General features: G+C 54.1%; 25 protein-coding genes. 10 read left to right on the forward strand and 15 right to left on the reverse strand.

What is annotated here, in order from left to right; translation table 11 throughout:
* Positions 1-5: 5 nt before the first annotated feature.
* From NF212_RS16485 to gspC, 11 genes are all read right to left on the reverse strand, one after another.
* Positions 6-482 (reverse strand): type II secretion system protein M, encoded by a 477-nt coding sequence (locus NF212_RS16485; RefSeq protein WP_054676188.1) that lies wholly within the window; start codon positions 480-482, stop codon positions 6-8.
* A gap of 1 nt (position 483) precedes the next feature.
* Positions 484-1,689 carry a type II secretion system protein GspL gene (gene gspL / locus NF212_RS16490; RefSeq protein ID WP_434357478.1) on the reverse strand — a complete coding sequence of 402 codons (1,206 nt, stop codon included), beginning with the start codon at positions 1,687-1,689 and terminating at the stop codon, positions 484-486.
* On the reverse strand, positions 1,655-2,671 hold the full coding sequence (gspK, locus tag NF212_RS16495; RefSeq protein ID WP_434357480.1) for a type II secretion system minor pseudopilin GspK: 1,017 nt from the start codon (positions 2,669-2,671) through the stop codon (positions 1,655-1,657). Before gspK ends, gspL begins: the two co-directional genes overlap by 35 nt.
* Entirely contained in the window at positions 2,661-3,329 is a 669-nt protein-coding gene (gene gspJ / locus NF212_RS16500; RefSeq protein ID WP_434357482.1) for a type II secretion system minor pseudopilin GspJ, read from the reverse strand. The genes gspK and gspJ overlap by 11 nt, the downstream gene beginning before the upstream one ends.
* Positions 3,313-3,675, reverse strand: coding sequence for a type II secretion system minor pseudopilin GspI (gene gspI / locus NF212_RS16505; protein WP_054676178.1), 363 nt, complete (start codon positions 3,673-3,675; stop codon positions 3,313-3,315). Before gspI ends, gspJ begins: the two co-directional genes overlap by 17 nt.
* Positions 3,675-4,238 (reverse strand): type II secretion system minor pseudopilin GspH, encoded by a 564-nt coding sequence (gene gspH / locus NF212_RS16510; RefSeq protein ID WP_434357485.1) that lies wholly within the window; start codon positions 4,236-4,238, stop codon positions 3,675-3,677. The genes gspI and gspH overlap by 1 nt, the downstream gene beginning before the upstream one ends.
* Before the next feature lie 3 nt (positions 4,239-4,241).
* Positions 4,242-4,682: a type II secretion system major pseudopilin GspG gene (gene gspG / locus NF212_RS16515; RefSeq protein WP_054676172.1), complete on the reverse strand. Its 441-nt coding sequence runs from the start codon at positions 4,680-4,682 to the stop codon at positions 4,242-4,244.
* Positions 4,683-4,704: 22 nt separating this feature from the next.
* Complete coding sequence (gene gspF, locus NF212_RS16520; protein ID WP_434357487.1) at positions 4,705-5,925, reverse strand: type II secretion system inner membrane protein GspF; 1,221 nt, start codon at positions 5,923-5,925, stop codon at positions 4,705-4,707.
* Entirely contained in the window at positions 5,925-7,412 is a 1,488-nt protein-coding gene (gene gspE / locus NF212_RS16525) for a type II secretion system ATPase GspE (RefSeq protein ID WP_434357489.1), read from the reverse strand. Before gspE ends, gspF begins: the two co-directional genes overlap by 1 nt.
* 2 nt (positions 7,413-7,414) lie before the next feature.
* A complete protein-coding gene (gene gspD, locus NF212_RS16530) occupies positions 7,415-9,442 on the reverse strand; it encodes a type II secretion system secretin GspD (RefSeq protein WP_434357491.1) in 2,028 nt (675 codons plus the stop codon).
* An 88-nt stretch (positions 9,443-9,530) separates the two neighbouring features.
* Positions 9,531-10,439 (reverse strand): type II secretion system protein GspC, encoded by a 909-nt coding sequence (gspC, locus tag NF212_RS16535; protein ID WP_434357493.1) that lies wholly within the window; start codon positions 10,437-10,439, stop codon positions 9,531-9,533.
* 265 nt (positions 10,440-10,704) lie between these two features.
* On the opposite strand from gspC, the gene hslR reads away from it, so the two are divergent.
* The 4 genes from hslR (at position 10,705) to NF212_RS16555 (ending at position 16,000) form a co-directional block, all read left to right on the forward strand.
* Entirely contained in the window at positions 10,705-11,118 is a 414-nt protein-coding gene (gene hslR, locus NF212_RS16540; RefSeq protein WP_054676210.1) for a ribosome-associated heat shock protein Hsp15, read from the forward strand.
* 24 nt (positions 11,119-11,142) lie between these two features.
* Positions 11,143-12,018, forward strand: a complete 876-nt coding sequence (gene hslO, locus NF212_RS16545) for an Hsp33 family molecular chaperone HslO (protein WP_434357495.1) — start codon at positions 11,143-11,145, stop codon at positions 12,016-12,018.
* 317 nt (positions 12,019-12,335) lie between these two features.
* Entirely contained in the window at positions 12,336-13,967 is a 1,632-nt protein-coding gene (gene pckA / locus NF212_RS16550; protein ID WP_434357497.1) for a phosphoenolpyruvate carboxykinase (ATP), read from the forward strand.
* 122 nt (positions 13,968-14,089) lie between these two features.
* On the forward strand, positions 14,090-16,000 hold the full coding sequence (locus NF212_RS16555; RefSeq protein ID WP_434357499.1) for an AsmA family protein: 1,911 nt from the start codon (positions 14,090-14,092) through the stop codon (positions 15,998-16,000).
* Between the two features lie 18 nt (positions 16,001-16,018).
* Here the strand turns inward: NF212_RS16555 and NF212_RS16560 are convergent, their stop codons facing one another.
* From NF212_RS16560 to NF212_RS16570, 3 genes are all read right to left on the reverse strand, one after another.
* Positions 16,019-16,954, reverse strand: coding sequence for a YiiD C-terminal domain-containing protein (locus tag NF212_RS16560; RefSeq protein WP_434357501.1), 936 nt, complete (start codon positions 16,952-16,954; stop codon positions 16,019-16,021).
* A gap of 139 nt (positions 16,955-17,093) precedes the next feature.
* Positions 17,094-17,528: a D-aminoacyl-tRNA deacylase gene (dtd, locus tag NF212_RS16565; RefSeq protein ID WP_434357503.1), complete on the reverse strand. Its 435-nt coding sequence runs from the start codon at positions 17,526-17,528 to the stop codon at positions 17,094-17,096.
* Positions 17,525-18,487, reverse strand: a complete 963-nt coding sequence (locus NF212_RS16570) for a virulence factor BrkB family protein (protein ID WP_434357505.1) — start codon at positions 18,485-18,487, stop codon at positions 17,525-17,527. Before NF212_RS16570 ends, dtd begins: the two co-directional genes overlap by 4 nt.
* Before the next feature lie 44 nt (positions 18,488-18,531).
* On the opposite strand from NF212_RS16570, the gene NF212_RS16575 reads away from it, so the two are divergent.
* A complete protein-coding gene (locus NF212_RS16575; RefSeq protein WP_434357507.1) occupies positions 18,532-19,170 on the forward strand; it encodes a DUF2959 domain-containing protein in 639 nt (212 codons plus the stop codon).
* Positions 19,171-19,279: 109 nt separating this feature from the next.
* On the forward strand, positions 19,280-19,531 hold the full coding sequence (locus tag NF212_RS16580; RefSeq protein ID WP_434357509.1) for a GlsB/YeaQ/YmgE family stress response membrane protein: 252 nt from the start codon (positions 19,280-19,282) through the stop codon (positions 19,529-19,531).
* 99 nt (positions 19,532-19,630) lie between these two features.
* On the opposite strand, the gene typA is transcribed toward NF212_RS16580, so the two are convergent.
* The gene (typA, locus tag NF212_RS16585) at positions 19,631-21,457 is read right to left on the reverse strand and encodes a translational GTPase TypA (RefSeq protein ID WP_434357511.1); all 1,827 of its coding nucleotides are present in this window, start codon (positions 21,455-21,457) and stop codon (positions 19,631-19,633) included.
* A gap of 487 nt (positions 21,458-21,944) precedes the next feature.
* Here typA and glnA point away from each other — a divergent pair, with 487 nt between their 5' ends.
* The 4 genes from glnA (at position 21,945) to glnG (ending at position 26,635) form a co-directional block, all read left to right on the forward strand.
* Positions 21,945-23,354: a glutamate--ammonia ligase gene (gene glnA, locus NF212_RS16590; RefSeq protein WP_434357513.1), complete on the forward strand. Its 1,410-nt coding sequence runs from the start codon at positions 21,945-21,947 to the stop codon at positions 23,352-23,354.
* 129 nt (positions 23,355-23,483) lie between these two features.
* The gene (locus tag NF212_RS16595; protein ID WP_434357515.1) at positions 23,484-24,047 is read left to right on the forward strand and encodes a DUF4124 domain-containing protein; all 564 of its coding nucleotides are present in this window, start codon (positions 23,484-23,486) and stop codon (positions 24,045-24,047) included.
* Between the two features lie 113 nt (positions 24,048-24,160).
* Positions 24,161-25,213 (forward strand): nitrogen regulation protein NR(II), encoded by a 1,053-nt coding sequence (glnL, locus tag NF212_RS16600; protein WP_434357517.1) that lies wholly within the window; start codon positions 24,161-24,163, stop codon positions 25,211-25,213.
* 12 nt (positions 25,214-25,225) lie between these two features.
* Positions 25,226-26,635: a nitrogen regulation protein NR(I) gene (glnG, locus tag NF212_RS16605; protein WP_434357519.1), complete on the forward strand. Its 1,410-nt coding sequence runs from the start codon at positions 25,226-25,228 to the stop codon at positions 26,633-26,635.
* Positions 26,636-26,662: the final 27 nt, after the last annotated feature.

Consider the following 26,662-nt stretch of genomic DNA (forward strand, 5'->3'; position numbering starts at 1 on the left):
GCCCCTTACACCTTGCTTAACAGCAACCGGTTCACGGTCACCATGCCATTTTGATCCCCGCGACTCAGCTCAAGGACATCTACCGTCACACCGTAGCGCACCGCCAGGTTGTCTATCCATGCCATAAGCTGGTTGAACGGTACCGGGCTTATTGCCACCTGCACCTGTTCGTTACGGGGCTGGATACGTTCAATCTGGATATTGTAAGGACGTACTGTTGCGGTAATGACCTGGTTCAGTGACAGGTTTTGCGCCGGGGCGCCGGCTCCGGTTGTACCACGGAGCGCCATAATGTCGTTGGCTTTGTTTTTCACCCAGACATCCAGTGACTTGGCCGCAGCCAGACGGGATTGGGCCTGAGTGGCCCGGTTGTTCATCGGTTCAATCACACCCCAGTAGGCAACCGCCACCAGGAGAAATGCGCCGCATACCAAGACCAGGTTACGCTCCCTGGCTGAAATTGAAGACCACCACTGCTTCATATTACGAGGCCCTCTTCAGTAGAAATATGCCGGTAATTTTCTCTTCCGAACGGTTGAGCTGGCCAAGCTCAGTATTAAAGTGTTCACTCAGTTTGCCTCGAAGGGTTTCAAATTCGCTGAAATCCTTGCCCGACGCCTCAAACTTGAGTTCCTGGCGTTCACGCTCAAAACGCAGGGACTCCATGGTCATACCCGGCACCTGAGCCAGAATGGGCTGAAGCTGGGAAAGCCACACCAACACTCCGTCATCTGACGACACACCGCCGAGGCGCTTGAGCTCATTGTTCATCTGGTTTTTGAGATAACTGGTGGTTGGGATCTTGCGAAACTGCGGAAGCACCTGACGGAACACTTGCTCGCTTTGCTGGCGCAGCGCAGCAGCCTGAGCTTCCATTTCAGACACTTTTTTCCAGTTCTCCACGCCCATCACAGCCAACAGAACCAGAGCAACAGCCACAGGCAACCGCCAGACTTTGAGCGATTTGATAACCGCAGACTGCTGGCGGTATGGCCCGCTCAGCAAGCTCACCCGGCTTTGCGCAGCACCCTCAGCCAGCAGCGCCATCACCATTTCCGGCTCTGCCGCATCCCACTCTCCGGGTATATTGGCTGGAACCGGGCTGTAACTGGTCACCTTCAAATCGGGCGCCATCCACGCATCCCGTGCATCCAGCCATACTGGAAGCATCGCAGCATCAGCGACTGTGCCGCCAAATTTCCCGTCACGGACGAGCCACTCTCCATTGAGCTCAGCAGCGGTGAGGCTCTCATCCACAAGGGGCAGCGCCAGCACGTCCGGCAACATTTTTTTGGGCTGGACACCAAGCTCCGCCAGAGTATCGAGCCAACGAGCCATCAGCCGGTGCTCAATCACCGCCACATGGCCTTTTTCGCCGTCACGCCCCAAGAGCGCGACATGGAGAAGATCCACATCCTGAGCCAGTTCTTCTTCGAGCAGGTACGGGAGAACAGTCTGTAACTGCCGGTCACTGCCTTTGGGGATGACCACCTCGGTCAGGGTGAGGGCATTGCCCGCCACCAGCACATTGAGGTCGCGCCCGGACAGGTAGTCGCCGAGCTCCGGCAATGCCGCCTCACCGGACAGGGTGCCGGAGGCAATCACCTCCTGCTGCGCAGCAGACCATACCAACCACGGGATGGGTGCCAACGCATCACTGTTCAGACGTATCGTCAGAATCTCGCTCACGCATTCCTCCAAATCGGCGGCGAACCGTTTCTATATTGCCGCCTTCGCCACGCGCCAACAGGGTGCGCAGCCGTAATGTTGTTTTATCCACCTCTATCAGGGCATCCAGCTCGAAAAAATGGCTGGTGACATCCAGGTGTGGTTTTATCTGCTCCCGGGCTTTTTCTTCCAGCGACGCCAGCGCCGGCTCAGCCAGGAAACTGTCAACATCATCCCAGCCTTCATAAGGCCGGCCCTCGATAAGCTCTTTGGCCTGATCGGTACTGATTGACGTCAGTGCAGCCAAAAGCGGCGCCTCTTCCTCAGTCAGGGTATTGATGTTCACGTTCAGTTTGTCAGATGGCACCGCACAGAGCATGGGCGCCACCTCATTATAAATTTTGGCACTGATGCCATTTATCGCCCGAAGCTCGGTATTGTCAGCAAGCGGGCCATTTGCCGTGACATAAGGTACTGCCTGGCCCTCATAATGGCTGTCTTCCACCCCGAGCGCCGTCTGGACCGAGTTATCACCGTCGACAAACTCCCAGACCGATGCTGCGGCCGTTTCTGCCTGGTAACCGTCAAGTTCCAGGTTTTCGAACAGTCGCTGCAGTACCGCCACTTCGTACGGCAACTGGCCGTTTTCCGGTGTGCCGACATTGTTCAGGGCATTGACGTTGTAGCACGCCTGCCTGTCATACACCGAGCCGGTAGCCGTACCCAAATCCAGCGGATAAGTCTGGTCTTTCACCGCCCATGGTTGGTTGAGGGTGACTTTGTCATTGTCCTTGAAGCTCTCTTTGAGCCCCACCTCTGCCAATGCTTCCACACCCTGGCTGTACCAAAATGCCTGTTGGTAGCGCAGCTGGCGTTCAGCCCGCTGGAAATTGACAAACAGCCGGTCAGACATCGCCACTGCCACTGTGGTCATCATGGCCACAATCAACAGCACGACCAGCAGGGCGACTCCTCGCTGGCGGGATCGCTCATCAGCTCTCACTGCCGTCCCCCTTTCGCACATAGTCCGGCAGCAGGTAGATCCTTTCGATCTCGCCGTATCCTTTCAGATCCATCCGAAGCTTTACCGCCGGGGGCATGGCATCCGCCTGATCCCATTCATCACGCCAGTTACCGTCCGCATAAACCTGAAGGGTAAACTCGCTCACCCCGTCCAGTACCGTCATCTCGGCAGGTTCAGCACCTGCCGGTGCATCCGGGTAAATCCAGCGCAGGCGTTCAAGCTTTTCATCTTTGAGCCGGTAGGCCACCCGGACCACTTCACCCCGGGGGAAACGGTTCTCGGGGTTACGCCAACCCGCACGGACAAACATCATCGCATCGTCATCGGAGTCGAGCAGGAATTTGCCCATCTTGATGAGCTTATTACCCGGCTCTTCACCGTTTTCACGAAACGGTCTGCCGACAATCTGGCGAAAATCGCTGTCCATAATCACCAGCGCCCGCTGCAGTTTCTGGAGCCGGTTCCCGACATCCCGGGTCTGGGCATCACTGCGCAGGACATTGTTCAACACCTGGTAAGCACTGAGGCTCAGGGTGGCAAACACCGCAATCGCCACCAGCACTTCTATCAGGGTAAAGCCCCGGTTTTTTTCACAACCGCCCGGGGTACGCGTATTTCCTCTACCCCGCAGGTACATAGGTTCTCACCGTGACCAAATTATTCTTTCGTTTTTCATCGGCTGCCACGCTGACATCCACAGCGCGCAGTTGGTTGGTGGCGGTTGCCACCGGCGTGATGGTCCAGTACCAGGTCTGGCCTGCCATCTCCGATTTGCCTTTTTGCGGGCCGGTCGGCACCCGGCCACTCAGCTTCACCAGGCTGAGCTGGTTGTCCGCGACCATCGCGGCAAAGGTTTTCTGCTCGAGGTAGCCAAGGGTATTGGCATTTTGCCCGGTTGCTTTCATCACACTGAGTGCGGCAACGGCAAAAATCGCCATCGCTACCAGCACCTCAAGCAGGGTAAATCCGCTGTGGCGTCCCATCAGGCATCGTCCTCATCAGGCTGTGCAAGGGTGTATTCCCCAAGCTCGTTGCCTTTGACTACCCACAACACTTTTTTGTCTTCCCGGAACTCAAGGCGAAACGGCGTCTGTTCCCCGTTTCCCATCAAAACAATCTGTGGCGGTTTGGGCTTTTCTTCCTGCTCGGCAAACATCTCGTCATCAAACAGGCCATCGCGCTCCCAAAGCTGGTCACCGCCATCCTCCCAGCTGAACGCATCCATGGTGAGCTCCAGCGACAACCCACCATCCAATTCAACCTGCTGGAAATAGCGGTCACTTTCGCGTTCCTCCCACCCTTTCGGGGTGAGGTACCAGAATGAGTATCCGTCCTTGTCGACCCGGATACCCAGATCCTTGCCTTCCATCAGCGACTGCTCGGAGAGCAGCCCGGCTAAATGGTAAAAGCGCGTTGCCTGTTCCCTGGCCTGTTCGTTTTTGCTCTCCGGCAGGGTCATGACCACCACCACGGCACTGAGGGCGAGGACCACCAGCACCAGGAGAATTTCGATCAGGGTAAAACCTGCAACACGCCGTGCCTGCATGGCTTACTTCAGATCCTGCATATTCCAGTTGCCGATATCCTGGTTTACACCTTCACCGCCTTCCTGGCCGTCTGCACCCAGGCTGAAGATGTCCACGTTGCCGTGCTCACCCGGGTTCAGGAACTGGTAGTCATTGCCCCAAGGGTCTTTGGGCAGACGCTTGATGTAACCGTCACTGCGGTAGTTGCGTGGCTCCGGGGAAGAACTCGGTTTGCTGACCAAGGCTTCCAATCCCTGGTCAGTGGTTGGGTACACAGCATTGTCCAGCTTGTACATATCCAGTGACTGTTCGAGGCTGCTGATATCGGTGACCGCTTTTTGCTGATCCGCCTTTTCTTTGTTGCCGAGCAAGTTTGGTACCACCAAGCTGGCGAGAACGCCAAGGATGACGATAACCACCATGACTTCAAGCAGGGTAAAACCTTGTTGTTTGCGTGCCTGCATTCGAAAAAACCTCCAATAGGACTTAACGGCTCACCATGTTGTTGAGCTCAATAATAGGCATCAGCGTGGCGACCACGATAAAAAGCACAATTCCTGCCATCGCCACAATCAGCAGGGGCTCAAAAATACCAAGGGCAACGGCAACCAGCGACTCGAAATCACGGTCCTGGTTATCGGCTGCCCTTGTCAGCATGGGTTCCAGTTCACCGCTTCGCTCACCACTGGCAATCATGTGCAGCATCATCGGCGGGAACAGGCGGGACTTTTCCAGTGACATGCGAAGGCTCACACCCTCACGCACGTTGTCAGAGGCTTCCAGCACCTTTTGTTTCACCCAGGTGTTGGTCATCACATCGGCCGCGACCTTCATCCCTTCCAGAAGCGGGATGGCACTGGAGGTACAAATCGCCAGCGTGCGGGCAAAACGGGAGGTATTCAGCCCCCGTGCCACCCGGCCAATCAACGGCAGCCGGAGTACCTGCCTGTCCCAGGCTAAGCGGTTTTTCGGGCGGCTGAGCAACCCTTTGGCCAGCATCAGCAACCCGGCGATCACCAGAAGGACAACCAGCCCCCAGTCCTGGACAAAATTACTCATTGTCAGCAGCACTTCGGTGATGGTCGGCAGTTTCTGGTTCATCTGGACAAACTGCCCGACAATTTCCGGTACCACGGTTGCCAGCAAAAAGGCCACCACTGCGACCGCGATCAGGGTCAGCATGGTCGGGTAGACCATGGCCTGGATCATTTTGCTGCGAAGGCGCTGGCGGTTTTCCACGTAGTCAGCAAGGCGGTTGAGCACGGTGTCGAGGTGGCCGGATTTCTCACCGGCGGCCACCATGGCGCGAAAGAGTTCGTCAAATACATGGCCGTATTCCCCCAAGCTGTCCGCTAGGGAATAGCCTTCCACCACCCGGGCACGAACACCGGTAACAAGGTTGCGGATACGCGGCTTCTCACTCTGGTCAGCCACGGCTTTCAGGCACTCTTCCAGCGGCATACCGGCCTGAACCAGCGTAGAGAGCTGGCGGGTAATCAGTGCCAGATCAGCGGTGCTGATACCACGTTGCAGGTTAAAGGTACGCTGGCTTTGCTGTTTTTCCTTTTCTCGGGTCAGGGTGACATCCACCGGCACCATGCCCTGCTCACGGAGCTGCTGGCGGACCTGGCGGGCATTGTCCGCTTCCATCACGCCTTTTTTATTGCGCCCCTTGGCATCCAGTGCCCGGTATTCAAATGCAGCCATTATTCCTCCCGGGTCACCCGCATCACTTCTTCAAGCGTGGTAACGCCACGGCGTACCTTCTCGAGGCCATCATCCCGGATACTCGGGGTATGGGCACGGATCTGGCGCTCAATCGCCTGCTCACCGGCTTCGCTGTGAATAAGCTCGCGTACGTCCTCGTCCACTGTCAGCATTTCGTGGATGCCGGTCCGGCCGCGGTATCCCTTGTTGTGGCACTCTTCACACCCGGCAGCGCGGTATAGCGTCAGGGGCTCATCCGGTGACAGATCGAAAATCTTCTTCTCTTCCGCATTGGCTTCGTAAGGCTGGCGACAGGTCGGGCACAAGGTACGCACCAGACGCTGGGCCAGGACACCAAGCAGGGAAGAGGAAATCAGGAAGGGTTCGATACCCATATCCCGCAAGCGGGTAATGGCACCGACAGCGGTGTTGGTGTGCAGGGTTGAAAGCACCAGGTGACCGGTCAGGGAAGCCTGGACTGCAATTTGCGCGGTTTCCAGGTCACGGATTTCCCCCACCATCACCACATCCGGATCCTGGCGGAGAATGGCCCGAAGTCCACGGGCAAACGTCATGTCTACACGCGGGTTAACCTGTGTCTGGCCGATACCGTCAATATCAAATTCAATCGGGTCTTCGACCGTCAGGATGTTGCGCTCGGCGCTGTTCAGGACCTGAAGCCCGGCATACAGGGTGGTCGACTTACCGGAACCGGTCGGGCCGGTCACCAGGATAATACCGTGCGGACGTTCAATCAGGTGGTTGAAGCTTTCGCGGTTGACCCCGGTCATGCCCAGGCTGTGTAGGTCAAGCCGGGTCGCGTTCTTGTCGAGAAGACGCAACACCACCCGCTCGCCGTGGGATGACGGCATGGTGGATACACGTACGTCTACCGCACGCCCGCCGATACGCAGGGAAATCCGGCCATCCTGGGGCACACGTTTCTCGGCAATATCGAGACGCGCCATAACCTTGATACGTGATACCAGCAGCGGAGCCAGTTTGCGGCTCGGGCTCAGGACCTCACGCAGCACGCCATCCACCCGGAAACGGATAGAGAGCGACTTTTCGAAGGTTTCGATATGGATATCCGAGGCACCTTCCTTGATGGCTTCGCCCAGCATGGCGTTGATGAGCTTGATGATTGGTGCATCGTCTTCGGACTCGAGCAGGTCTTCGCTCTCCGGCAGCTCTTCTGCCAGGGCAAAGAAGTCATCATCCGCACCGAGATCCTGCATCAGTTGCTGCGCTTCTGAAGAGTCGCGCTGGTAGAGCTCAGTCAGTTTGTTTTCAAATGCCGCTTCTTCGATTTTTTCCGGCACATAGCCTGTACCGAGAACGCGGCGGATCTCACTCAGGACAAGCGGTGTCGGCGCACCTTTGAAATAGAGGTGCCACTGGCTTTCGCGGCGCTCAACCAGCACGCCGTGCCGTTTGGCATAACCAAACGGCAGGCGGAAAGGCAACGCGGAGGATAGCACATCCATGGTCATGACCCTTTGCGGCCAAGTTCAGCCACCAGTGCGCGCACTTCCGCAGGCAGGGTACGGTCTTCGCCGTATTCCGGCAGTACCGGGGTCTTGGTGCCCGGCATCAGCGCCACATCTTCCTGCGCTTTGTAAAGCTGCTCCGCACGGATGTAGTTGTACTTGCGCTGGGTGACACCATCTGCCGTAATGCCGTCTCGGATAATGGTCGGCTTGATAAACAGCATCAGGTTCTTTTTCTCTTTCTGGCTGCTGGTCGATTTGAACAGGTTGCCTAGAATCGGAATGTCACCCAAAAGTGGCACCTTGGACTCACTTTCTGCTGTACGCTCATCGATCAGGCCGCTCAGTACAATCATCTGGCCGTCATTGACCATCACCGAAGTGTCGAGCTGGCGCTTGCCAAACCGCACATCAACCGCACCGTTGGCACCGAGTACGTTGGACACTTCCTGCTCAATGTTCAGAAGAACGGCAGTGCCTTCGTTAATCTGCGGGGTAATCTTGAGCTTGATGCCCACGTCCTTACGTTCAACGGTCTGGAATGGGTTGTCATTGTTCGAGCCGGTTGCCGAACCGGTGATGACCGGCACTTCCTCACCGACAATAAAGGAGGCTTCCTGGTTATCCAGCACCATCAGGCTTGGGGATGACAGGATGTTGGCTTCGTTGTCTGATGCCACCGCGGTGACCAATGCCGTCCAGTCACCTAGGGCGATACCGGCAGCAGCACCGTTCACGCCACCCAGCACTTTGGCCAGGGCATCAAAGGTGCCGGATTCAACTTCAGGCACTTGGGTAACATTGCCGTTGCTGTCTACCCGGGAAACCAGCTTGGTTTTGTCCTTGGTCTCTTCCTGTGCCACCACGTAAGAGCCAACCGGTACACCGGTGTTGGTAAACTGGATGCCGCCCCCTTCGAGCGAGCCCCATTGCACACCCAGGTTGGCTCCGTTGTTTTCTGAGACTTCAACGATCATCGCTTCAATCAGCACCTGGGCACGGCGGATATCAAGCTGGCTGATAACACTTTCCAGCGCACGCATGATATCCGGCGGCGCGGTAATCACCAGGGCGTTGGTCGCCTTGTGGGCGGAAATCTGCACTTCTGTTTTCTGGCCGCCCTGTCCCTGTCCGTTGCCCTGCTTCTCGGCAACCAGTTTGTCGGAAACACCCTGCAGCACATCGACCAGTTCTTCCGCATTGGCATAGCGCAGGTACACCACGCGGTTGTTACCCACTGTTGCCATTTCTCGATCAAGCTGGCGGATAAGTTTCAGGATGCGCTTCCGCACTTTCGGCTCACCGGACACCAATACCGAGTTGGTACGCTCATCAGCAACAATCTGCGGTTGCAGTGTCGGAGGGGCGTTTTTGGCATCCTGGGTTTTGTTGAGGGCATCAATGATACGAACCATTTCTGCGGCAGAGGCATACTTAAGCGGAACCACTTCCACTTCCTTGTCACCAGCCTGGTCGACGCGCTCAATAATATCTGTCAGACGGTTTACCACAGACGCACGGCCGGTCAGCATAATGACGTTCGCCGGGTCATAGTGAACCACGTTACCGGAACCGGCATTGTCCACCAACTGGCGTAATAAAGGAGAGAGTTCGCGGACGGAAACGTTCTTTACCGGTACGACGCGGGTCACCACTTCGTCGCCCTCAATGTTGTCTTTTTCCCCGACAACAGGAATGGCATCGGTTTTGGCATCCTTGTCCCGGATAACCTTGAGCACGCCGTTGTCCATTTCTACCACAGCAAAACCATAAACAGACAGTACACTCAGGAAGAACTGGTAATATTGTTCATCGTTGAGCACATCGTAGCTGCGCACGTTTACCTTTCCGCGCACCGCCGGGTCGACGATGATGGTTTTATTCAGGTTGCGTCCGACAATCTCAATGAATTCCTGGATGTCAGTCCCTTTAAAACTGGCACTGAACTCGGCGGCATTCACCGTAAAACTGTTCAGCAACAGGGTACCGGCTACCAGCCAGGCGCTTCGTTTTCCCCAATATTTCACACACTTCTCCCGCTCAGCCTAGGCTGTGGTTTATACCATTCGGATTCATTCTTTAATCTTTCTGACCAGCGAATGAATCCAAGTGGTATCAGAAACTGATATAGATTTCGTGGAGCTGCCCTTCCCGCTCTACGGTCAGGTTAATCTCAGTAAGATCGGACAGGCTCTGCCATAGCTGGCTCATCGCTTTCGGGTCGCGTAAGTCGCTCCCGTTTACCGCCACGGCCAGGTCGTTGTCTTTCAGGCCGACCTGGTCAAACAGGCGGCGGTCCCTTCCCGGGTTGACGCGAAATCCTTTGATCTCGTTGCCGTCTTTAACCTGGGAAAGGCGAATATACTTGAGCATGGATTGCGGATTGCTAATCAGCTCTTCTTTAATCTGGGCCAGGTCTTCTGCCTGGGCACCGTTATTCACTGAGGGTTTGTCAGCGGGTGCAGGTGTGCTTGCAGCTTGTTCGCTGTAAGGGATCCCCTCCAGCATCAGTGCTTCATCACGGCCATTGTTGCGGATGATCACGCGGTCTGTCTGCACCTGCTGCAAGGTAACGCGAGTACCTTCAATTGTTTCATCGATACCGTAGGTTTTTTGCTTGCCCCGGTTAGCGATAACCGCAAGGGCCCGGGATGGGTCTGTACTGGCAACCACACCTACAAGAGTCAGGTTCAGTTTGGTTTTCGGGGCGGTCTTGACCGGTTCTTTTTTAACAACCGGTGCCACTTTTTGCTGGTAGCGGCCGAAAAGGTTGGCATTTTGGATAGCAGAAAGCTGGTAAGCCGGGCCTTCATTGCCTGACTGCGCGGTAACAGCAGCCGGTTGCCAGCGCTGGGGCTGGAAAGGGGTTTCCATAAACTCCCAGACCAGCCGGCCGAGAATCCAGGCAATCGCAAGCAATAAGACCATAGATACCCAACGGGCCAGGCGCGCAGCCGGAACCTTGCGCATCCATCCCGAGGCAAAATCCGCCCCTTTTGTCCACCGTTGTGCAACTGTTTCCATGCTTCCCAAACTCTCTAACTGTTTGTCTTTTCTTTATCTAATAAGACCCGTGAACCGCCATCCCGTTCACGCAAATGACAATATTATCAAAATACACACCAACCTCAGACGATGATGTTAAAAACTGAGGGTACAAGTGTGCCATTGTCACACGGATATATTGAAAAAACGCTATCTCGCCACCATATATTGCTTTGAAAATGTGATGCTGATCGTGGCAGCCAATTGTGTTAGTTTACGCCAACCGCGCAAAAAGGAGGCGAACGTGCGACAAAAACACCCGTCCCCGAAAGAGAGTTCAGGCGCTGTAAGACTGGATAAATGGCTTTGGGCTGCCCGTTTTTACAAAACCCGATCTATCGCCCGGGACATGATCGATGGCGGAAAGGTGCAGTATAACGGACAGCGCACCAAACCAAGCAAAATTGTTGAACTCGGCGCAGAGATCCGGCTTCGACAGGGTCACAGCGAAAAAACCGTGACCATCCTGAAAATCTCTGAGCAACGACGGGGCGCCCCGGAAGCGCAAACACTCTATGAGGAAACCTCAGAGAGCATTGCCCGTCGCGAGCAGGATGCAGAATTGCGCCGTTTGCATGCACAGAACCCGGCGCCGGATGCCCGTCCTGACAAAAAACAGCGCCGTGACCTGATTAAGTTCAAGTACACCAACAACTAATTTCAGACAGCAGAGATATATCTGATGGCAAAAGACAGCTTGCACCGTTATCTGTTCGACGGTATCTCCGTTCGCGGAGAAATGGTTCAGCTCAGCGATACCTACCAGCGTATGCTGGAAGGACACAACTACCCGGCTCCGGTACAGCGTTTGCTGGGTGAGCTGCTGGTAGCAACCAGTCTGCTGACTGCAACCCTGAAGTTCGAAGGCTCTATCACTATCCAGCTACAGGGTGACGGCCCGGTTTCCCTGGCAGTGATTAATGGTAACCACAACCAGCAACTGCGCGGTGTTGCGCGTTACAGCGGTGAAGTGCCGGAATCGGAAAAAGTGTCAGACCTGATTGGCAAAGGCCACATGGTTATCACCATCGAACCTGTAAAAGGTGAACGCTACCAGGGCGTCGTCGGCCTGGAAGGTGAAACCCTGGCTGAATGTATCGAAGGTTACTTCGCCAATTCAGAACAGCTGAAAACCCGCCTGTGGCTACGCACCGGTAATGAAAGCGGTCGCGCTCAGGCCGCGGGCATGATGTTGCAGATCGTCCCGGACGGTAAGGGTGACGAAAACGGCTTCGAACACCTGGTCCAACTGACCGAAACTGTGAAAAATGAAGAGTTGTTCGAACTTGAAGCTGAAGAGGTGCTTTATCGCCTTTATCACCAGGAGACCGTCCAACTGTTTGATCCGCAGGCAGTGGAATTCATGTGTGGCTGTTCCCGTGACAAAAGTGCAGCAGCCATTGTGTCCCTGGGACGTGATGAAGCCGACACTATTCTGGCAGAAAACGGCAACCTGACCCTGCATTGTGACTACTGCAATGCAGATTATGTGTTTGATAGCATTGATGTAGCAGCACTTTTCGAAAATGGTGCTGTTGGCTCAAATCAGGTGCACTGATATTTCTTGTTAAGAAATAACCCTTAAGTATTAGCAAAAAGCCGGTCTGACGACCGGCTTTTTTTTGATCTTTGTCATGTATGTTTCTTTTGAATTTTAATGGGTTGCCAACGCTTAATTTTGAATAATTAATAATTCGTTGCGGGTGGTTTTAATGGTTCACATAACGGTAAAATAAAGAGCTCAAATTGGCCACAATAAATTACAAAACCTTAAAAAATAAGTGGTTAATTTTTGAATCGTCTCTCTGAATTGTTTTATTCAGGTTGTTAGCATGGTCGACAGTGAAACAATAACATCTTACCCAAGGAGCACCTATGACTGTCATGAGCAGCGAAAAAAAGGTAGCAAAGGCAATTGATTTAACGCGTTATGGGATCACAGGGACAACAGAAATTGTACGTAACCCAAGTTACGAGCAGCTTTTTGTTGAAGAAACCAAGCCTGGCCTGGAAGGCTATGAGCGTGGTGTGGTCACTGAACTCGGTGCCGTATCTGTAGACACCGGTATCTTTACTGGACGTTCACCTAAGGACAAGTTTATTGTCCGCGATGAAACTACCCGCGATACAATGTGGTGGTCAGATCAAGGCAAAAACGACAACAAGCCACTTTCTACCGAAGCATGGAATGACCTCAAAGAACTGGTAACCCACCAACTTTCCGACAAGCGTCTGTTCGTTATCGACGGTTACTGCGGCACCAACGCCGACACCCGTCTGTGCATTCGCGTGATCACTGAAGTAGCCTGGCAGGCACACTTCGTTAAGAACATGTTTATCCGTCCTACCGAAGAAGAACTGGAAACTTTCGAACCAGACTTCGTGGTGATGAACGGCGCCAAGTGCACTAACCCTAAGTGGGAAGAGCACGGCATGAACTCTGAAAACTTCACTGTCTTCAACCTGACTGAAAAGATGCAGCTCATCGGCGGTACTTGGTACGGCGGCGAGATGAAGAAGGGTATGTTCGCAATGATGAACTACTTCCTGCCTCTTCAGGAAATCGCATCCATGCACTGCTCTGCCAACATGGGCAAAGAAGGCGACGTTGCGATTTTCTTCGGCCTGTCTGGTACCGGTAAGACTACCCTGTCTACCGACCCTAAGCGTGAGCTGATCGGTGACGATGAGCATGGCTGGGATGACGAAGGCGTATTCAACTTCGAAGGCGGCTGCTACGCGAAAACCATCAAGCTGTCCAAAGAAGCTGAGCCAGACATCTACAACGCAATCCGCCGTGACGCACTGCTGGAAAACGTGACTGTACGTGGCGATGGCTCTATCGATTTCGATGACGGTTCAAAGACTGAGAACACCCGTGTTTCTTACCCTATCTACCACATCGACAACATCGTTAAGCCTGTGTCCAAGGGTGGCCACGCACAGAAAGTTATCTTCCTGTCTGCTGACGCCTTCGGTGTACTGCCTCCGGTTTCCAAGCTGACTCCTGAGCAGACCAAGTATCACTTCCTGTCAGGCTTCACTGCTAAACTGGCTGGTACTGAGCGTGGTATCACCGAGCCAACCCCAACCTTCTCTGCTTGCTTCGGTAACGCGTTCCTGACGCTGCACCCAACCAAGTATGCGGAAGTTCTGGTTAAGCGTATGGAAGCAGCTGGCGCTGAAGCATACCTGGTTAACACCGGCTGGAACGGTTCAGGCAAGCGTATCTCTATCAAGGATACCCGTGCGATCATCGACGCCATCCTCGACGGTTCTATCGAGAGCGCGAAGACCAAGAACATCCCTATCTTCAACCTGGAAGTGCCAGTATCTCTGCCAAATGTGGACGACGAGATCCTGGACCCACGCGATACCTATGTGGATCCACTGCAGTGGGAAAGCAAGGCTCGCGACCTGGGTGAGCGTTTCGTGAAGAACTTCGCTCAGTACACTGACAATGAAGAAGGTAAGGCACTGGTTGCTGCGGGCCCACAGCTCGACTGATTAAGCACCTGACCTTACTGAAGAAGCCCCCTTTTTTGGGGGCTTCCTTTTTCTTTTCTTTCTGTGTGCTTGAATACCCTCAGCTTTTACGCCACTCTTTGGTGGGTTAAAGGAGTCTAAGCATGCGCTACCTGGTTCGGTTTCTTGCGATTTATCTGGTTATCCTGCTCCTGCTGGTTGGCAGCGGAATAGCCCTGTTGCACACTCCCTATGGCCTCCCGGTGGTTAAAAAAGGCTTCCAGTTGGTCTATGGCATCACCTTCAACGCCAGTGAACTCCACTACCGAATCAATGACCCATGGCATGTTTCCCTGCGGGATGTTTCTGCCTCCAAAGACCTCCCGGCTGAAGCCAACAACCTTTCCCCTACCTTTTCTGCCCAGCGACTGGATGTGTGGTGGAACCCGGAAAGCCTGCTGAAATTCAGACTGATTTTTGATGCAGTGATCGCAGACGGCACCACGCTGTCGACTGAACAAACCCTGCCGGTCTCAAGCAATATCCTGATCCGCAGCCTTGCCCTTAACCGTGCAGACATTTCCGGTGAGGCTGTCTCTGTTCACCAAGGCCAGGTCCAAATCGACAATTGGCGCTATAAAGGCAAGTCCCTGGGTGATTTTGAAGGCAAGTTCCGCCTCACAGCCAAAACGCTGAACATCCATGGTGAAGACATTACTAACGTACTTGCTGACGGCCGGCACGATAAGGGTGACTGGCGGTTTGACACACTCTCATTTGACTGGGAACAGGCCAGTGTCAGCGCCACCGCTGACATCGGCAAGAGCAAAGTAACAGTTGAACAGCTCACTCTTTCCGACGCACGCTGGCAAAACCGCCAAGCACTCAATGAGCTCTCTGCCTGGCTGAGCAAACAGCTGACCCAGTACAATGTCAGCCTTATCCGGGTTGACCTCCTTAACACCAGCCTCGAAATGGACGGGCTGTCAGTCAATGCCCTCAACCTGTCTGCAGACAACCTGGTCGTCAATCAAGGGAAGTTTGATATCTGGCACCAGCAGGATGCCCGGCTTTCCTTTATGGCGGACAACATCCTTATCAATAACTGGCTGCTGACCAACCCTATCACTGAAGTGTTTGCCTACCCCGGCCAGCTTGATGTAGACGCATCTACCGGGTTATTGGACGGTTTTGTCAAAGTAAAAGGCAGCCTGACTGAAAACGATATTGCGCTGGATTCCCTGGTGATCAACGGCGTGAGCTGGGTTGCGGAAGAACCCGAGATAGCGTCACTGACCGGCTACTGGAAACAACTCAAGCAAATCAACATCAGCCAGATGGAAATCAACAATTTAAGCCTGCTTTGGCCGCAGATCGGTTTCCCGGTGCAAATAGCGGGCCTGAGTGCTGACGGTAAAGATCTGGCCGCTGAGCCGGCCAAGCGATTTGGTCTCTGGCACGGAGACCTGAATGCCTCCGCCAGTTATATCAGCCTCAATAAGGTTCTGGTTACCGAACCTTACCTAGAGACATCTGCAGCTAACGGGAAATGGCGCCTGAACCAACTGTCACTGCCGTTTAAAGATGGCCTGATGACAGTGTCCGGGCGCATCGATTACAGCAACCCGGCACATCCTTGGGCTCTGTTCGGGGAAGGGCTCTCTGTCCCGGCGGCAACGCTTCGCCAGTGGCTTAAAAAAGACTTCCCGCTTTCCGGTGAACTCGACATGACATTCAACGCCAACGGTCTCGCTGCACAGCAAAGCAGTTTCAATTACAGTGTGACCGGACAGTTAGATATTGAGCCGCAAGCCGTAACCATACAGCTCCCGGCAGGTGAAAGCACCAAAGGTTGGCTGGAGAGCAACCCGTGGCTGCACCCCATTGCAGCAGATTTCAATGCAGGTGATCTGGGCAGCCAACATATTCCGCTTAACATTCCGGCATTTTCACTGCAGATAGACCGTGGCCGCATTACCTTGCCAAAGGTCACAATAGATGCCAACAGCCAGCCTATCCAGGTTTCCGGGAAATGGGATTTGGTAGGAGAAACCGGCAGCCTGTCAGTGAACTAGGTCTGGCTGGCTGCTCAGTCAGGGGGCAACCAGGGCCAGCTGAACCTGAGGAGATTCCTCACCCGGCAACAGCATGTAAGTACCGGTAAATGTCGCCGCCTCGGTGTCACCGCTGTACAGGGTGACATCCATTTTTACCCTGGCTTTACGGCCATGGGCCAGGCGGTCAAGGTCACCGCTTAAACTGTCCAGCGTCACCACTGCACGTGGCCTTTCGACAATCGGCTTTCGGTAACGGATATGGCTGTCCGCCAGCATAATTTCTGCTGTCAGTCCCTGTTCTTTCATCATCAGCCAGATCATTCCCCATCCGGTCAATGCAGCCAGGCTGAAAATACTGCCTGCAAACATCGACTGGTGGGGGTTGAGGTTGGCATTCAATAACGCCGCCGTTTCGAACCGGTAGCCGGTATACTGGCTAATCTTCACCCCCATCTTTTCGCTGATAGGGATTTGGACAACCCAGCGTTGCTGCAGCTCCTGGCACCATGCAGGATGGCGAAGTACACCCGCCATGGCATCGAGGTGTTTGATCATCTGCTGGTGCCGGGTGGTGCCGCGCTCTTCCGTCAGCTCACCCATGTCCTCGAAGCCGTTTTTCTGGTAAAAGCCGACCGCATCTTCTCTGGCATTACACACCAGCCGTTTGGCACCTTCCTCTATCGCCAACTGCTCCAGCGCATGCAAAACCAGTGTGCCGAGACCTCGGATTCGGTACTCCGGCGCAACAGCCATATACCGGATCTGTCCGTCACAATCAGGATTTACATACAGCCGGCCAGCCGCAATCGGGCGACCCTTGCTGTCAACGATCATCCGGTGGCATGCACCGGCATCATAAGCATCACGCTCGGAGCCGGGAGGCATCTGCCACGGCTTTCGCAGCATCTCCCAGCGGAAGTGGAAATACGCATCCAACTGCTGTGCTGTTTCCGGTGTAACCAGGCGAAACATGCTCAACCCTCCCTAAACGTGGCAACCCGTTGTTGCCACTTCTCCGGTGATAATGGCGCACCGGTTCGCCTCGAAAACGTCCGGCCTTAACAGGCCGGACTGAAACCTGCACCCTGAGGTGGTTTGGGTATATACACTACTAAACTTGCAGCCAGAATGTCACGGGCCCGTCATTGACCAGCGAGACTTTCATATCAGCGGCAAAGCGGCCGGTTTCCGCTTTCATACCGCTGGCCCTGCAATATTCGACAAAGGTTTCGTACAGACGTTCCGCTTCCGCCGGTGGCGCGCCGTTGAAGCTCGGGCGCATCCCCTTGTTGGTATCAGCCGCCAGGGTGAACTGGGAAACCACCAGCACATCACCACCGGCTTGCTGAACATTGAGGTTCATTTTCCCGGCTTCGTCTTCAAACACCCGGTAACCCAGCACTTTTTCATGAAGTCGGTGGGCTTTTTTCTCATCGTCACCCTTTTCCACGCCAAGCAGGACCAGAAGGCCCTTGCCAACACTGCCTGTGATTTCACCATCGACGGTGACATTTGCCTCACTGACCCGCTGGATCAATGCAATCATTTCTCGAGCTCCTTATCGTGCATCTGGGTGTTTTCATCATGTTGTACAGCTTGTGGAGCGTTTAGATCATCATGACCCAAAAGCTCGGAAAGCTGATCATCCTGCCGGGCCTCGTCTTGAATTTCCCCCAGCGTCGCAGTCACTTCCGCCCCCAACAGCACAATGCACCAGCTGAAATAAACCCACACGAACAGAATCGGGATCACAGCCAGCGCGCCGTAAATCAGCTGGTACGACGGGAAGTGCGTCACGTACATGGCGAAGAGCTTTTTACTCAGCTCAAACAGCAGTGCAGCTGTCAGTGCCCCGGCCAGCGCATGACGCCAGCGCACCGGGCAGTTCGGCACCAGGGTATAGAGGCCATAAAACGCAAAGGTAGTCAGGATAAACGGCATCAGGCGGAGGAGCGAGCTCTGCATGCCAGTAATCATTTCGTTTTGCAGGATACTTAACGAGGTAACATACGAACTCATGGCCAGACTGGTACCTACCAGCACTGGGCCCAGTGTCAGTACCATCCAATACAGCGAGAAAGAAGTTACTGCCGGGCGTTTCTGTTTGCAGCGCCAGATATAGTTAAGGCTCTGGTCAACGGCAGAAATCAGCATCAGGGCGACGACAAACAGAAAGAAAACGCCAATCGCTGTCATCTTGCCTGCATTGGCAACAAACTGGTGCAGGTACTCCGACACCACCTCCCCGGCTGCCGGGACAAAGTTCTCAATCACAAACTTTTGCAGCTTCTCTCCCATTCCGGCAAAACCGGGGAAAGCGGAAAGCGCCGTCAGCAGGACAGTCACCAGCGGAACCAGAGAGAGCAGGGTCACATAAGCCATGTAACCCGCACTGACGGTAAGCCGGTCGTGACCAATACGTTTTAGCAGATGCCGGGTAAAGGACGTGCACAAGTGCCATGCACGGGTAAGCTCTGTCTTGTTTCCGTTCACGGGATAAGCCATAGTCAGTTTTTCAGAAACACTATGTTACTAAAAAGGAGCTTTGCATGCGCTACTTACCCGTTGTCGGGCTGGTGCTCTTAACCCTCACCGGCTGCCAGTCAGCTTATTACAACGCCATGGAAAAAGTGGGCATCCACAAGCGGGATATCATGGTTGACCGGGTGGAAGCAGCGGCGGAATCCCAGGAAGAGGCCCAGGAGCAATTCACCAGTGCCCTGGACAGCCTCAAAGCCCTCACCCATTTTGACGGCGGCGAGCTGGAAGAAATGTACAACGAGGTCAACAGCCAGTACGAAGCGAGCGAAGATGCGGTTGAAGATGTGCAGTCACGCATTTCCGCAGTGGAAGACGTTTCGGATGCCCTGTTTGCCGAGTGGGAAGACGAACTGTCACTTTACAAGAGTGCCACCCTTCGCCGCGACAGCGCCCAGAAGCTCAAAATAACCAAGGCGCACTACGAGTCCATGCTGCGGGCGATGAAGCGTGCTGAGGCCAAAATGGTGCCGGTACTGGATACCCTTCGCGATAACTCCCTGTACCTGAAGCATAACCTCAATGCAGCAGCCATTGGTTCACTGAAAGGGGAATTTGCCAGCCTGGAACGTGATATCCAACAGGCTATCCGCCAGATGGAGGCGGCTATCCATGAGTCCAACCGTTTCATTAAGACGTTGAAGTCTTAATTTTGCGACAGAGCTGTGAAAATCAGCCGTTTATAGTCGGGATGTGCGTTGACGGCAGCCGCAAGTTGCTGCCTGAACCCGATATCACCAAATAAACGGAGAACAACAAATGGGTTTTATCAGCTGGATTATTCTTGGTCTGATTGCAGGTATCCTGGCTAAATGGATTATGCCAGGCAAGGACGGTGGCGGTTTTATCATGACCGTTGTTTTAGGTATTGCCGGTGCCATTGTGGGTGGCTGGGTAGGCTCTCTGGTTGGCATAAGCACAACCGGCGGATTCTCAATCGGCGGTATTTTTATGGCGACCGTAGGTGCGTTGATTATCCTGTTCATCTACAACCGCTTTATCCGCAGCTGACCATTCAGCCTTACTGGCGATACCTGCCAGCAAGAACTCAGGGTAATAAAAAACGCCATCCGTCAGGATGGCGTTTTTGTATCTGGCTGGAAGACCGGATTACTTAGAGCGGCTTGCGCGCTTACGGTCGTTCTCAGTCAGCAGCTTCTTACGAAGACGGATGCTTTCTGGAGTTACTTCTACCAGTTCGTCATCGTCGATGAACTCCAGAGCCTGTTCCAGGGTGTAGTTCAGTGCAGGAGTCAGCACCTGAGCTTCGTCAGTACCAGATGCACGTACGTTGGTCAGCTGCTTACCTTTCAGGCAGTTAACAGTCAGGTCGTTGTTACGGTTATGGATACCAACGATCTGGCCTTCGTACACTTCGTCACCGTGCTTGGTGAACAGGCGTCCACGCTCTTGCAGGTTGAACAGTGCGTAAGTCAGTGCCTTACCGGTTGCGTTTGAGATAAGTACGCCGTTAACACGCTGGCCGATTTCGCCGCCTTTGTGTGGACCGTAGTGATCAAATGTGTGGTACAGCAGGCCAGAACCAGAAGTCAGGGTCATGAATTCAGTCTGGAAGCCGATCAGGCCACGTGAAGGCATCATGAAGTCCATGCGCACACGGCCCTTGCCATCTGGAGACATGTCAGTCATCTCGCCCTTACGCAGGCCGATTTTCTCCATCACACCGCCCTGGTGCTCTTCCTGAACGTCGATAGTTACCGTTTCAAACGGTTCCATCTTCTGACCATCTTCTTCTTTGATGATTACTTCAGGACGGGATACTGCCAGTTCGAAGCCTTCACGACGCATGTTTTCGATCAGGATAGACAGGTGAAGCTCACCACGGCCTGATACGCGGAAACGGTCCGGGTCATCAGTTTCTTCAACGCGCAGCGCAACGTTGTGTACCAGTTCCTTCTGCAGGCGCTCAAGGATGTTACGTGAAGTCACGAACTTACCTTCTTTACCTGCGAACGGAGAGGTGTTTACCTGGAAGGTCATGGTAACAGTTGGTTCGTCAACGCTCAGTGCAGGCAGGGCCTCAACAGCGTTAACGTCACAAATGGTGTCAGAGATCTTCAGTTCACCCAGGCCAGTAATTGCAACGATGTCACCGGCATTTGCCAGATCAACGTCGTGACGCTCAAGGCCCATGTAGCCCAGCACGCTGCCAACTTTACCGTTGCGGGTCTTGCCATCAGCACCGATCACAGTCACTTGCTGGTTTGGCTTAACGCTACCGCGGGTTACACGGCCAACACCGATAACACCTACGTAAGAGCTGTAGTCCAGCTGAGAGATCTGCATTTGCAGAGAACCGTCAGTATCAACGGCTGGTGGCGCTACGTTATCAACGATAGCCTGGAACAGTGGTTCCATGTTCTCGCCGGTTTCGCCTTCTTCCAGCGTCGCCCAGCCGTTCAGTGCTGATGCGTAAACTACCTGGAAGTCCAGCTGGTCGTCAGTGGCACCCAGGTTGTCGAACAGGTCAAACACCTGATCCATAACCCAATCAGGACGTGCACCCGGACGGTCAATCTTGTTGATTACAACGATTGGCTTCAGACCGTGAGCGAACGCTTTCTGAGTTACGAAGCGAGTCTGAGGCATTGGGCCGTCTACAGCGTCAACGATCAGCAGAACAGAGTCTACCATTGACATGATACGCTCTACTTCACCACCGAAGTCGGCGTGTCCCGGGGTGTCAACGATGTTGATGCGGTAGTCGTTCCAGGTGATGGCAGTGTTCTTCGCCAGAATAGTAATACCGCGCTCTTTCTCGATGTCGTTCGAGTCCATCACGCGCTCTTCGTGCTCACCACGAGTTTCCAGCGTACCTGACTGCTGCAGGAGCTTGTCCACCAGGGTAGTTTTACCGTGGTCAACGTGCGCGATAATCGCGATATTTCTCAGTTTTTCAATCTGTGGATTAGACATGAAGTTTATTCACTCACAGGGTGTAGCGTCATGATCTGCCGCCACCGGGTTTAGAATTGGTCGATAATGTAGCAGATTTCACAAATTTTCCCAGCGAAACCCGCATTTCTGACGAGAATATTGAGGAAAAAAATCAACTATTACACGCTAACCTTGTGAGCGGCTTCAATTATTACCCCATTGACTTATTTTGCTGCGCATCGCCAAATGAGATTGCGTTATTTTGGGGCACTCAGATCAGGAAAGGACCTTGATGCACCAAATTGGAGCCTTGATGCACCAAATAAGTGCATAAGTTTGTCATCCCAAAACGCATTTCAGCTTTGAGCCCTTTAAATACATGAGGTTATGTTTTTGGCACACTTTTGGCATTTGTATAGCCAGGTAGAAAAGACGCCACATTATTAGCGTTACCTCAAAACTTTCTGGCGCAGCCATTTGAATCTGTGTTGCTTCGCCAAATACTTTGACACCGGAGGTTAGTTACATGTCAGTAGAAAACGTTCTGTCGCTGATTCAGGAGCACGAAGTTAAGTTCGTAGACCTGCGTTTTACCGATACCAAAGGTAAAGAGCAGCATATCTCAATTCCTGCCCATCAGGTTGACGCTGATTTCTTCGAAGACGGCAAAATGTTCGACGGTTCTTCTGTAGCCGGCTGGAAAGGCATTAATGAGTCAGACATGGTGATGATGCCGGATGCATCAAGTGCCGTACTGGACCCGTTCACTGAAGAAACTACCCTGAACATTCGCTGTGACATCCTTGAGCCAGCAACCATGCAGGGCTATGACCGTGACCCACGCTCAATCGCCAAACGCGCAGAAGATTACATGCGCTCTACCGGTGTTGCTGACACTGTACTGATTGGTCCTGAGCCAGAGTTCTTCCTGTTTGACGACGTGAAGTTCGCAACTGACATGTCCGGCTCTTTCTTCAAGATTGATGATGTTGAAGCAGCATGGAACACCGGCAGTGACTTTGACGGCGGTAACAAAGGTCACCGTCCAGGCGTTAAAGGCGGTTACTTCCCGGTAGCACCTGTTGACTCTTCACAGGACATCCGCAGTGCCATGTGTCTGGTGATGGAAGAAATGGGCCTGGTTGTTGAAGCCCACCACCACGAAGTGGCAACTGCCGGTCAGAACGAAATCGCGACCCGATTCAACACCCTGACTACCAAAGCGGACGAAATCCAGATCTATAAGTATGTCGTTCACAACGTTGCTCACGCGTTTGGCAAGACCGCGACCTTCATGCCTAAGCCACTGGTAGGTGACAACGGCTCTGGTATGCACGTTCACCAGTCTCTGGCAAAAGACGGCGTTAACCTGTTTGCCGGTGACAAGTACGGCGGCCTGTCTGAAACTGCCCTTTACTACATCGGCGGTATCATCAAGCACGCTCGCGCCATCAACGCATTTGCTAACCCGGCGACCAACTCTTACAAGCGTCTGGTTCCTGGCTTTGAAGCACCTGTTATGCTGGCATACTCTGCACGTAACCGCTCTGCGTCTATCCGTATCCCAGTGGTACCAAGCCCGAAAGCACGCCGTATCGAAGTACGTTTTGGTGACCCAGCAGCGAACCCTTACCTGTGCTTCGCATCCATGCTGATGGCTGGCCTGGACGGTATCAAGAACAAGATCCACCCTGGCGATGCAATGGACAAAGACCTGTATGACCTGCCGGCAGAAGAAGCAGCGGAAATCCCAACTGTTGCAGAATCTCTCAAGCAGGCACTGGACTGCCTGAGCGAAGACCGTGAGTTCCTGACTGCAGGTGGCGTATTCTCTGATGACTTCATCGATTCATACATCGCCCTGAAGTCTCAGGATGTTGAGCGCATCCAGATGACCACTCACCCACTGGAGTTTGAACTGTACTACTCAGTTTAATCAACCGGTTGCGATTCCCATCGCATATCAAAGAGCCCACCATTCCGGTGGGCTTTTTTGTGCTTGCTGAGCCGATTGGCCGACATAGAATGAAGCCATACCTTCAAGCGCTCACGAGCAAGGACAGTCATGATATCCCGTACCTCGAGGGCACAGCGCGCTTCCCTGATTGCCTTCATTTCAGTAACCATCATTGCCCTGACACCGGTACACGCCATTACGGTCTATACCTGGAAAGACAGCAAAGGTGTTACACACTACAGCGACACCCCTCCGGAAAAAGGGCGCAGTGATAAATTGCACTATAACAGTGCAGGCGCAGCGCCTGTCAGTTCACACCGTCCCCCAGCCAAAGAGATACAAACAGGGATTTCCGCCCGCCTTAACAAGGACGAAGCCCCAAAAGCATCATCCGTTATTCTCGCAACCCCCAGCGACCAGGAAACCCTGCGCAGCAACAGCGGTGATATCTCCCTCAGTGTCTCCCTGGATGCCCCCTTGGGTAAAAACCAGGCTCTCCAGGTCTACCTCAACAACCGCCCTTCAGGCCCACGCTCTACGTCTCTCCAATGGCAACTTACCAATGTTGATCGCGGTAAACACAGTATCCGGGTAGCACTTCTGGAGAACGGCAAGGAAATTGCATCGACACCTTCAGTGACTGTGTACCTGCACCGAGCCAGGGTGAAATAGCCCAGTGAATGCCGGGCTTGCGAGCCCGTCACAGGACGGAACAGATCTCCGTGCATCATCCGGGGGAGTCAGAGTACACTTAATGCACCATATTAGTGCAACAAGGATGAGCAATGACGGCTATGGAAAATAAAGCGCTGCTCGACAACCTGATTACAGCTGTCCTGGTGTTAGACGGCGAACTCAAAGTCCGTTACGGCAACCCCGCTGCCGAGCAATTGCTGTGTGTGGGGCTTCGCCGGTTGTCCGATGAGCCGCTGACCCAAAGTATCCAGCACAGCTCTATCGACCTCAATATGGTCCAGGAAACCCTTACCCACGGACAGAGCCTTAACGACAGTGACGTTACCCTGGTCATCGATGGCCAGCAGCGCAAGGTTGAGCTCAGTGCCAGCCCGATCCGCTGGGAAGGCCAGACCATGATGCTGTTGGAGCTCAAGCCCATCGGCCAACAGCAGCGGATCAGCCAGGAGCTCAGCCAGTATGCCCAGCAGCAAGCTGCCAAGGAACTGGTTCGCGGGCTTGCCCACGAAATCAAAAACCCGCTCGGTGGGCTGCGTGGCGCTGCACAATTGCTGGAAAAGATGCTGCCGGACCCGTCGCTGACCGAATATACCCAGATCATCATTGAGCAGGCAGACCGGCTGCGCAACCTGGTTGACCGCTTGCTGGGCCCGCAACGGCCGGGGAAAAAGGCACCGGGAAACATCCATGTAGTGCTGGAGAAAGTACGCCAGTTGGTAGCACTCGACAGCCCCGGCAACATTGAAATCTGCCGCGATTACGACCCAAGCCTGCCGGAGTTTGATATTGATGCCGACCAGCTTGAGCAGGCCCTTCTGAACATTGTCTCCAACGCAGCGCAGATCCTCCAGCCACAGGGAGGGGGCGAAATACTGTTGCGTACCCGCACCTCGCACCAGGCCATTATCCATGGCCAGCGTTTTCGCCTGGCTGCGCGAATCGACATCATCGACAACGGGCCGGGGATCCCGACGGAGTTGCAGGACACGCTCTTCTACCCCATGGTGACCGGGCGGGAAGGAGGCACCGGGCTCGGGCTGTCCATTTCACGTAACCTCATCGACCAGCATCAGGGAAAAATCGAAGTTAACAGTTGGCCGGGACACACTGAATTCACCATATTTCTTCCAATTAAAAAATAACAGGGGAACGTCATGAGCAAAGGGGCAATCTGGGTCGTCGACGACGACAGTTCAATCCGCTGGGTTCTGGAAAAAACCCTCAGCGCCGCCGGCATGCGCTGTGAAACCTTTGCTGACGCTGACAGCGTAATGCAGCAGCTTGACCGGGAAGTCCCTGATGTCATCCTGTCTGATATCCGAATGCCCGGTACATCCGGCCTCGAACTGCTTCGGGTGCTGCAAAGTGACTTCCCCACCCTGCCAGTCATCATCATGACAGCGCACTCCGACCTGGATGCCGCAGTTAACGCCTACCAGGAAGGGGCATTCGAGTACCTGCCAAAACCCTTTGATATCGACGAAGCCGTTACCCTGGTAGAAAGGGCCCTGGCCCACAGCCAGGAACAGAAACGCAACCGGAGCGGGAAAACCGAACAGGTTGATACCCCGGAGATCATCGGGGAGGCCCCGGCCATGCAGGAGGTGTTCCGCGCTATCGGCCGCCTGTCACGCTCTTCCATTTCGGTTCTGATCAACGGTCAGTCCGGTACCGGTAAAGAACTGGTTGCCCATGCCCTGCACCGTCACAGCCCAAGGGCACAGAGTGCCTTTATCGCCCTTAATATGGCCGCCATCCCCAAAGACCTGATTGAGTCAGAGCTGTTTGGCCATGAAAAAGGGGCATTTACCGGGGCCAACCAAATCCGACAAGGCCGGTTTGAACAGGCCAACGGCGGCACCCTGTTCCTTGATGAGATTGGCGATATGCCGCTGGATGTGCAGACTCGCCTGCTGCGGGTGCTCGCTGACGGACAGTTTTACCGGGTGGGAGGACACTCCCCGGTGAATGTTGATGTGCGCATTATCGCTGCAACCCACCAGGATCTGGAAAAGCGGGTCCAGGAAGGTGATTTCCGGGAAGACCTCTACCACCGCCTCAACGTCATCCGGGTACACATCCCGGCCTTGCGTGAACGCAGGGAGGACATACCGAAACTTGCCCAGCATTTCCTGTTGCGGGCAGCCAAGGAGTTGGGGGTTGAAGTGAAAACCCTGAGCAAAGAAACCGTCGACGAGCTCATTCACTTTGAATGGCCGGGTAATGTGCGCCAGCTTGAGAATACCTGCCGCTGGCTGACCGTTATGGCCAGTGGCAAGGAAGTCCTCCCGGAAGACTTGCCGCCTGAGCTCAGCCGCCCGGCCACTGTCACGCCGTCCGAAGAACTTGCAGGGTGGCAGCAAAGCCTCTCAGGGTGGGCACACGACGCACTCCGTGAAGGCAAGGACAACCTGCTCAGGGATGCCCTGCCCGAGTTTGAACGAATCCTGCTGCAGGAGGCGCTGCAGTTTACCCGAGGCCACAAACAGGAAGCGGCAAAGCTCCTTGGCTGGGGACGAAACACACTCACTCGTAAACTCAAAGAGTTACAGATCGACGATTAATTTATATTTTATGCGTGAAAAGTGTAC

Source organism: Parasalinivibrio latis (assembly GCF_036825535.1).
In the GTDB taxonomy this organism is placed as follows: domain Bacteria; phylum Pseudomonadota; class Gammaproteobacteria; order Enterobacterales; family Vibrionaceae; genus Parasalinivibrio; species Parasalinivibrio latis.

Excerpts from the sequence above, each read along its gene's own strand:
- NF212_RS16570 (WP_434357505.1), bottom strand. The coding sequence starts at position 18,487 with ATGGCTTATCCCGTGAACGGAAACAAGACAGAGCTTACCCGTGCATGG.
- typA (WP_434357511.1), bottom strand. The coding sequence starts at position 21,457 with ATGTCTAATCCACAGATTGAAAAACTGAGAAATATCGCGATTATCGCG.
- dtd (WP_434357503.1), bottom strand. The coding sequence starts at position 17,528 with ATGATTGCATTGATCCAGCGGGTCAGTGAGGCAAATGTCACCGTCGAT.
- NF212_RS16555 (WP_434357499.1), top strand. The coding sequence starts at position 14,090 with ATGCGCTACCTGGTTCGGTTTCTTGCGATTTATCTGGTTATCCTGCTC.
- NF212_RS16580 (WP_434357509.1), top strand. The coding sequence starts at position 19,280 with ATGGGTTTTATCAGCTGGATTATTCTTGGTCTGATTGCAGGTATCCTG.
- NF212_RS16575 (WP_434357507.1), top strand. The coding sequence starts at position 18,532 with ATGCGCTACTTACCCGTTGTCGGGCTGGTGCTCTTAACCCTCACCGGC.
- NF212_RS16595 (WP_434357515.1), top strand. The coding sequence starts at position 23,484 with ATGATATCCCGTACCTCGAGGGCACAGCGCGCTTCCCTGATTGCCTTC.
- NF212_RS16485 (WP_054676188.1), bottom strand. The coding sequence starts at position 482 with ATGAAGCAGTGGTGGTCTTCAATTTCAGCCAGGGAGCGTAACCTGGTC.
- glnL (WP_434357517.1), top strand. The coding sequence starts at position 24,161 with ATGACGGCTATGGAAAATAAAGCGCTGCTCGACAACCTGATTACAGCT.
- glnG (WP_434357519.1), top strand. The coding sequence starts at position 25,226 with ATGAGCAAAGGGGCAATCTGGGTCGTCGACGACGACAGTTCAATCCGC.
- gspC (WP_434357493.1), bottom strand. The coding sequence starts at position 10,439 with ATGGAAACAGTTGCACAACGGTGGACAAAAGGGGCGGATTTTGCCTCG.
- gspG (WP_054676172.1), bottom strand. The coding sequence starts at position 4,682 with ATGCAGGCACGCAAACAACAAGGTTTTACCCTGCTTGAAGTCATGGTG.
- glnA (WP_434357513.1), top strand. The coding sequence starts at position 21,945 with ATGTCAGTAGAAAACGTTCTGTCGCTGATTCAGGAGCACGAAGTTAAG.
- pckA (WP_434357497.1), top strand. The coding sequence starts at position 12,336 with ATGACTGTCATGAGCAGCGAAAAAAAGGTAGCAAAGGCAATTGATTTA.
- NF212_RS16560 (WP_434357501.1), bottom strand. The coding sequence starts at position 16,954 with ATGTTTCGCCTGGTTACACCGGAAACAGCACAGCAGTTGGATGCGTAT.
- gspE (WP_434357489.1), bottom strand. The coding sequence starts at position 7,412 with ATGGATGTGCTATCCTCCGCGTTGCCTTTCCGCCTGCCGTTTGGTTAT.
- gspJ (WP_434357482.1), bottom strand. The coding sequence starts at position 3,329 with ATGTACCTGCGGGGTAGAGGAAATACGCGTACCCCGGGCGGTTGTGAA.
- gspH (WP_434357485.1), bottom strand. The coding sequence starts at position 4,238 with ATGCAGGCACGGCGTGTTGCAGGTTTTACCCTGATCGAAATTCTCCTG.
- gspI (WP_054676178.1), bottom strand. The coding sequence starts at position 3,675 with ATGGGACGCCACAGCGGATTTACCCTGCTTGAGGTGCTGGTAGCGATG.
- hslO (WP_434357495.1), top strand. The coding sequence starts at position 11,143 with ATGGCAAAAGACAGCTTGCACCGTTATCTGTTCGACGGTATCTCCGTT.
- gspF (WP_434357487.1), bottom strand. The coding sequence starts at position 5,925 with ATGGCTGCATTTGAATACCGGGCACTGGATGCCAAGGGGCGCAATAAA.